This is a genomic window from Arthrobacter sp. 01T425, assembly GCF_056398725.1.
Genome location: NZ_JBFTPY010000011.1, coordinates 162604 through 170076, shown reverse-complemented (window position 1 = coordinate 170076; position 7473 = coordinate 162604). Strand labels below are relative to the sequence as shown.

Sequence of the window (7473 nt, the reverse complement as noted above, 5' to 3'; positions counted from 1 at the left end):
ACCTGCACGAGGCCGGCTGCGACCTGATCACCATCACCCAGTACCTGCGCCCCTCCGAACGGCACCTGCCGGTGGACCGCTGGGTCAAGCCGCAGGAATTCGTCGACCTGCAAAATGAGGCGGACGAGATCGGCTTCCTCGGCGTCATGAGCGGGCCCCTGGTGCGTTCCTCCTACCGCGCCGGCCGGCTCTGGGCCACCGCGATGCGCAAGAAGGGCTGGGAAATCCCGGCCGAGCTCGCGCACATCGAAAGCTCCGGCAGCACCCGCCAGGAAGCCAGCTCGCTGCTGGCAGCTACGGCCTGAACAACCCAACCTTGATGCCCAAAACCTGATACCCAAAAACCTGATGCCCAAAAAATCTGATGTTCAGAGAGGACCAATGATGTTCCCCATCAGAATAGAAATCATCCCTTCCGGGGGAATCGTTGAGCGCGTCACGGACCTGGTGCCGTTGACCACGACGCTCACGGTGACGTGCCTGCCCCATCACGGCATCGAGCGGACCATGCGCACTGCCGTGCAGCTTGGTGTGCTGGGCTACACCGTCATCCCGCACCTCGCCGCGCGGACCCTGCATGACCGGGCCGAGCTGACCGGAATACTCCGCGACTGCGATGCCGCCGGCATCCGGGAGGTCTTTGTCATCGGCGGGGACCGGAAGCAGCCGGCCGGCCCGTATGAGTCCGCCCTTCCTCTGCTGGAGGACATCGCGCAGTACACAGGCGGGTTGATGCGGGCAGGCATTGCGGGCTACCCGGAGGGCCACCCCTCCGCCGGCCCCGTGGAGGTGCTGGACGCCCTCCTGGCAAAACAGCACCTGGCCTCGCACGTTGTGACCCAGATGTGCTTCGCCCCGGAGAAAATCCTTGATTACGCGGCGCTCCTGCGCCGCGAAGGCGTTGAGCTGCCCATCTGGGCAGGGGTGGCGGGGTCCGTGCCCCGGACCAAACTGGTCTCGCTGGCTACGCAGATCGGCGTCGGAAGTTCCCTGAAGTTCCTGAGCCGGAAGGGCCCGCTGGCCCGCAAACTCCTGAGCGGCGACCACTACTCGCCGCAAAGCCTGGTGTCCGGGCTGGAAAACCAGCCTGGCAACCTCGCGGGCATACATCTCTACAGCTTCAACAGCCTTGACTCGGTTCCCGGCGGACCGGGTCAGGCGCCCATCTCAGCAGCACTCCAGACAGCATTGATTCGAGGAGCAGCACGTGACAACTGAAACCGTAACTTCCCACCAGGAACCGCATCTTGAGCGGCAGCTCAGCAACCGGCACATCCAGCTGATCGCCATTGGCGGCGCCATCGGCACCGGCCTGTTCATGGGCTCGGGCAAAACCATCTCCGCGGCCGGACCCTCCGTCATCTTCGTCTACATGATCATCGGCTTCATGCTGTTCTTCGTGATGCGGGCCATGGGCGAGCTCCTGCTCAGCAACCTGAACTACAAATCCTTCAGCGACTTCGCAGCGGACCTCCTCGGGCCCTGGGCCGGCTTCTTCACCGGATGGACGTACTGGTTCTGCTGGGTGATCACGGGAATCGCGGACGTCATCGCCATTGCCGGCTACTCCAAGGAACTCTGGCCGGGGCTGCCGCTGTGGATCCCGGGCCTGGCCACCGTGGCCATCCTCCTGCTCCTGAACCTCACCACGGTGAAGGCGTTCGGCGAGACGGAGTTCTGGTTCGCGCTGATCAAGATCGTCGCTATCGTGGCGCTGATCGTGGTGGGCCTGTTTATGATCTTCAGCGGGTTCCAGTCCGATGCCGGCCCTGCCAGCTTCACAAATCTGTGGAGCCACGGTGGATTCTTCCCGAACGAGTTCATGGGTTTTGTGGCCGGCTTCCAGATCGCCGTGTTCGCTTTTGTGGGCATTGAGCTGGTGGGCACCACCGCCGCGGAGGCCAAAGACCCGGAGAAGAGCCTGCCGAAGGCCATCAACTCCATCCCGATCCGAGTGCTGCTCTTCTACGTGGGCGCCCTGATCATCCTGATGTCTGTCACTCCCTGGACCCAGTTCCAGGCTGGCCACAGCCCGTTCATCGCCATGTTCTCCCTGGCAGGGCTCGGAGCCGCGGCAACGATCGTGAACCTGGTGGTGCTCAGCTCGGCCATGTCCTCGGCCAACTCCGGCATCTACTCCACGTCGCGCATGGTCTACGGGCTGGCCCAGGAGGGCGACGCGCCGTCAGTCTTCAGCAGCCTGTCCCGGCGTAAGGTCCCGCAGAACGCCCTGTTCCTGTCCTGCGTCCTCCTGCTCTCCGGCGTGGTGCTGATGTACGCCGGACAGGACATCGGCAAGGCCTTCGACATGGTGACCACCGTGTCGGCCGTCTGCTTCGTGTTCGTATGGTCCATCATCCTGGCCAGTTACCTGGCCTTCCGCCGTCGCCGCCCGCACCTGCATGACGCGTCCAAGTTCCAGATGCCCGGCGGAATCCCCATGGTCTGCGTGGTCTTCGCGTTCTTCGCCTTCGTCCTCTGGGCGTTGACCACGCAGCCGGACACACTTCTGGCACTCCTGGTAACGCCGGTCTGGTTCATTCTGCTCGGCGCCGCGTGGTTCGTGCTGCGCCGGCGCCCCGCGCACTTGGCCCGCTATGAAAGCTTCCAGGCTGAGCTCGCGCAGGACGAGGAATCAGCTGTTGCGCGAAAGTTTGAGAAGGTGCAGAAATGACCGCACAGACCCCAAACAGCCCCGAGCCTGCAGCCGTGGAACCCGGTGCCACGGCAGAGCACATCCTGACCGTCGACTGTGTTGAGTCGCCGGGCATCGTCCATTCGGTCTCGGGATTCCTGCTCAACCACGGCTGCGACATCCTGGACATCAAGCAGTACGGGGACAAGGGGCAACGGCACTTCTTTATGCGCGTCCACTTTTCCTCGGGTTCCTCCTCCGACGCCTCCTTAGGGCAGGATTCCTTCAGCACCGAGGACCTGCGCCGCGACTTCACGCCTGTGGCCGAAAAGTGGGAGATGAACTGGCAGCTGGAACCGCACGGCCGCAAACGCCGTGTCCTGGTGATGGTGTCCAAAATGGGCCACTGCCTCAACGATCTACTCTTCCGGGCACGAACCGGCGACATCCCGGTGGAAATCGTGGCGGTGGTGTCCAACCACCGCGACCAGGAGGGCCTGGTCCAGTGGCACGGCATCCCGTTCTTCCACCTGCCAGTCACCAAGGACACCAAGCCCGAGGCGGAGGCCCGGCTAATGGAGCTGGTGGACGCCTTCGACGTGGAACTCGTGGTCCTGGCCCGTTACATGCAGGTCCTGAGCGATGAGCTCTCGGCTCAGCTGGCGGGACGGACCATCAACATCCACCACTCGTTCCTGCCCAGCTTCAAAGGCGCAAAGCCGTACCACCAGGCCTACGACCGCGGCGTCAAGACCGTGGGCGCCACGGCTCACTACGTCAACGCCGAACTCGACGAGGGCCCGATCATTTCCCAGCAAGTCATCGAGGTGGACCACACGTACACCGCTGATGACCTGGTGGCGGTGGGCCGGGACGCCGAATGCGCGGCCCTCCGCAACGCCGTCCGCTGGCATTGTGAAGGCAGGATCCTGCTGCTCGGCAACCGCACCGTCATCTTGCGGTAGGCCATGAAACCGACAAATGTGCCACGCTGGCGCCCAGCGTCGTGGAACGCCTTGCCCGTCGGGCAGCCGGTGAGGCTCTCGCAGGACGGCCGCCCTATCGGCTCCGGCACCGTGGACGGAACCACGCCAGACGGATCCATCATCTGGGTTGTCCTTGACGGCTGGTCCGAACGGCGAATGTTCCACCGGGAGGATTATGTTCGGGTCGAAATTAGCGCGTAGCCGGCCGCGGCCAGCGCGCGAGTCATCGCACCGGAAGCGCGCTGATCGGCGGTTGCGCAGGGAAACCTGGGCTGTCATTCTCGCCGCCGGTGCCCTGTTGGCAGTGATCCTGTGGCAGGCACTGTCCTATGGAAACTGACAAAACGCCAGCGGACGACGCCGACTGGGCTCCATAGAAGGTCAAGACGACGGCACCAGAGTCCGTCGAATTCAGACTGGTTCGATTTTGCTGGGCCGGGGTCAGCATGATGTCCGTTCTGCTTGCTCGGGATCTCGGTCGGCGCTCAGGGGAGCGCGTACACGCGTCGGGCGTTGTCGCGTCCGACGCGTTGCACGATCCTGCGGGCGTCCGCCTCGGAACAGTCGTCGTCGATCCATCCGCCGACTACCTTGGTGATTGCGTTGCGCCACAGTCTCGCTCCGAGGTAGTGAAGTTCGGCTGGGCCGCCACCGCCGCGCAGCTCGCCGCCTCCATCACCTTCCTGCTCAGCGACGACGGCACCAACGTCAACGGCGCCACCGTCGCTCGTTTACCTGCGTCAGGAGGGCGGCGCAGCGACGGTTCAAGTCCACCCTCCGGACGCCGCGACCGGCTTTCTGGAAAAGTTGCGCAGCCAGGTGTGGGACAAGCCCGAGGTTATAGGGCAGCTGATGACGGCAGCGCCGACAGCCAGGGTTCTGGAAGAGGTGGCCCGCGAGGGCCAGGGCGCGGGCTGACCGCTGAGAATCCGGTGGTCCCCGCCGGATGAGCTAGCCGCAACTTCATGTCGTCCCAGGACGACGGCGGGACGTCCCGCCGCCGTCGGATTCCATGTCCTCCCGCGCCCCGTCGGCTCTTGGGCTCTTGACCTATATTCGGACGAGGGGAAAGGATCGGACTGCATTGCCGGCACAAAGGAAGGCGGATTTCTGAATGGCTCGAATGCCGCCAGCCACGGTGGAAGTGAGTGACGCGGTGGTCCAGCGCCTCGTCCGGGACCAGCGGCCCGACCTCGGCGATTTTCCTTTAGCGCGGGTTGCCAACGGCTGGGACAACGCGACCTTCCGGCTCGGTGACGGCCTGGCCGTCCGGCTTCCGCGCAGGGTGGAGGCCGTTCCGCTGATACTGCATGAGCAGCGCTACCTTCCCGACATAGCCCGCCGCTCCCCGGTTGCTGTTCCTGTCCCCGTCCATGCCGGCAGGCCGACGTCGGACTTTCCATGGCCGTGGAGCATCGTACGGTGGGTCCCCGGAGCCGCTGCGGCCGACGTCGGCCCGGCAGACCGCGGGCCGGCGGCTATAGGCCTGGCCGATTTCCTGCTGTCCCTTCACGTGCCCGCCGAAACGGGCGTCCCGGTCAACCCTTTCCGAGGCGTGCCGCTGGCGGACCGTGACGCTGTGCTGGTGGAACGGCTCGGGGACCGCGAACGCTACCCGCAGGCGGCCGCGCTGAGAGCAGTGTGGGCGCAGGCCTGTGCCGCCAAAGCCTGGGATGGTCCGGCGATGATGCTCCACGGGGACCTCCACCCTGGCAACATCCTGCTGGCCGACGACGGCTCCCTGGCCGGCGTCATCGATTTCGGCGACGTCGGGGCAGGGGACCCGGCTGTCGATCTTGCGGTGGGGTGGCTGATGTTCGACGCCGGCACCCGCCACCGCTTCATGGGCGCCTTCGGCTCCGCAGTAGAAGGGGACATCTGGATGAGGGCGCGTGGTTGGGCCCTCATCCTGTCCACGGCCATGCTGAGCAACTCCGACGATAATCCGCGGATGTTCGCCGTAGGAAAGTTCGGGGTCAGGCAGATCCTGGATGACGGACTTCGCCTGCAACTCTGACGCCAGCGTTAAATGTCAGTGGCGCCTGCCATGCTGAGGGTGTGGAAGGCAAAGCAGCTGCGGAGACGTTGGAGGCCATGGAGGCCTCCCTTGCCAGGTTGTGTGCATTTGCAGGTCGCGGAGCCGGGAACGCGGCCTCGACTGGCGCTGACCCTCTTCGGGACGAAGCCGACGCGTGCCTGGACGGTATGGCTGAGGTGGCCAGCATGGAAGCCAGGCTGGCCGCGCTGAAAGTGCACTTCGCCGGCGGATATGCCCGCGCTGCCGTCGCCATGGCGGGCCCAGCCGTTTCCCCGCAGGAGCGCACCGCCCAGGAAATGGCCGTGACAGCAGAGGTGGCCTGTGTCCTGACCGTGAGTGAAAGATCGGCGGCGGCGCTCCTGGCAGAGTCGGCCACCCTGACCACTAAGTTGCCCCTGACGCTGTCTGCGCTGCAAGTAGGGAGCATTTCATGGCAACACGCGCGGGTGATGTGTGATGAAACGTCCGGTCTGGACCCCGCCGCGGCGGCTGCCTTGGAGGCTCATTTCCTGGACCCCGAAGCTGCCTTTGCCGCGCGTGGCTGCCCGGCGGGGGAGCTGGTGCCGGGCAGGTTCCGGGCCAAGGCGCGCAGATGGCGTGAGCTGCACCATCCCGTAAGCATCGAAGCCCGCCACCGCAAGGGTGTGGAGGACCGTCGGCTGGAGTATGTGCCGGACCGGGACGGCATGGCCTGGCTCTCGGCATATCTGACTGCGGATGTTGCGGTGGCTGCATGGTCCCGTGCCACGGAAGCGGCGCGTGCCTTGCAGGAGCCGAATGAATCCCGGACCTTGACCCAGCTCCGTGCGGACGTCGCCGCTGACTGGCTGCTGGCGGGGGTGGCGGAGGGAACTCCGTCACCCAAGGCGCAGGTCCTGGTGACCGTGCCGGTGCTGTCTCTATTGGGCGCCGAGTCGGAACCGGCCACGCTGGACGGGTATGGTCCCGTTCCGCCGAGCATGGCCCGCCGGCTTGTGGGGGATGGCGCCGGATCGTTCCTGCGTGTGCTGACCGATCCGCGCAATGGAGCGCCGCTGGAGATCGGACGGACCAGCTACCGGGTTCCGAAGGCGATGCGCCAATGGTTGCGGCTTCGGGATGGCCGGTGCCCTTTTCCCGGCTGCAACAACCATTCCCTGGATAACGAAGCGGATCATCTGTTGGCTTGGTCCGAGGGAGGCGGCACCGGCGTCACCAACCTGGGCCAGCCATGCCGACGGCACCACCGGCTCAGACACACCACAGCATGGAGGCCGGTTGACGCGACCCGGGACCAGCCACCCGGCTGGATCTCACCTGCGGGACGCTCCTATCCAAGCGAACAACAAGACTGGGAACCACCACGCTGGCCGCAACACCTCGGCCACACGGGTGAAGGCCGGGAGTTGGAACCGCCCGACTGGCCGGACGTACTTGTCGGCGCTGTTGGACCCGGAGAGACCGTCGGACCCGGAGAAGCCGCTCCGCCATTGCCGGTGGATCCCTTTCCTGACTGGGCACTGTTCATCGCGGCGTAGGAGCGGGGCTCCATGTTTCCCTCCCCGTCCAATGAGAGGCTCGAAAGGATGTGCCGGCCATTGGCCTGCACCCCTGCCTCCGCCGTGACCCTGAGCCGTGACCCTGAGCCGTGACCCTGAAAGGCCGGATCGGCCAGGACCAGCGCGATTCAGGCCACTGTCCCCACGCCCATCACGGTCCGGGTCAATCTCGATTCACCGGACGGGTTCGTCGGGTCTGCTTGCTGCGGCGATCATGCGACGCATGACGCCGAATGGACGGGGAAGAAGGCCCTGATGAAAGTTTCTTCATGACCG

The 7473-nt window shown here is 65.3% G+C and carries 5 protein-coding genes and 2 pseudogenes; all 7 read left to right on the top strand.

Annotation, left to right across the window (positions count from 1 at the left end; all coding sequences use genetic code 11):
• A pseudogene (locus AC1DNG_RS14000) lies at positions 1 to 305 on the top strand (lipoyl synthase); the annotation flags it as partial.
• Between the two features lie 76 nt (positions 306 to 381).
• A complete protein-coding gene (locus AC1DNG_RS13995; RefSeq protein ID WP_476859991.1) occupies positions 382 to 1218 on the top strand; it encodes a methylenetetrahydrofolate reductase in 837 nt (278 codons plus the stop codon).
• Positions 1208 to 2674 carry a D-serine/D-alanine/glycine transporter gene (gene cycA, locus AC1DNG_RS13990; RefSeq protein WP_476849732.1) on the top strand — a complete coding sequence of 489 codons (1467 nt, stop codon included), beginning with the start codon at positions 1208 to 1210 and terminating at the stop codon, positions 2672 to 2674. The genes AC1DNG_RS13995 and cycA overlap by 11 nt, the downstream gene beginning before the upstream one ends.
• Positions 2671 to 3600, top strand: coding sequence for a formyltetrahydrofolate deformylase (gene purU / locus AC1DNG_RS13985; RefSeq protein ID WP_230007914.1), 930 nt, complete (start codon positions 2671 to 2673; stop codon positions 3598 to 3600). Before cycA ends, purU begins: the two co-directional genes overlap by 4 nt.
• Before the next feature lie 668 nt (positions 3601 to 4268).
• Positions 4269 to 4349, top strand: a pseudogene (locus AC1DNG_RS13980) (short-chain dehydrogenase); the annotation flags it as partial.
• A gap of 386 nt (positions 4350 to 4735) precedes the next feature.
• On the top strand, positions 4736 to 5638 hold the full coding sequence (locus tag AC1DNG_RS13975; RefSeq protein ID WP_476887627.1) for an aminoglycoside phosphotransferase family protein: 903 nt from the start codon (positions 4736 to 4738) through the stop codon (positions 5636 to 5638).
• A gap of 77 nt (positions 5639 to 5715) precedes the next feature.
• The gene (locus tag AC1DNG_RS13970; protein ID WP_476887632.1) at positions 5716 to 7176 is read left to right on the top strand and encodes an HNH endonuclease signature motif containing protein; all 1461 of its coding nucleotides are present in this window, start codon (positions 5716 to 5718) and stop codon (positions 7174 to 7176) included.
• Positions 7177 to 7473: the final 297 nt, after the last annotated feature.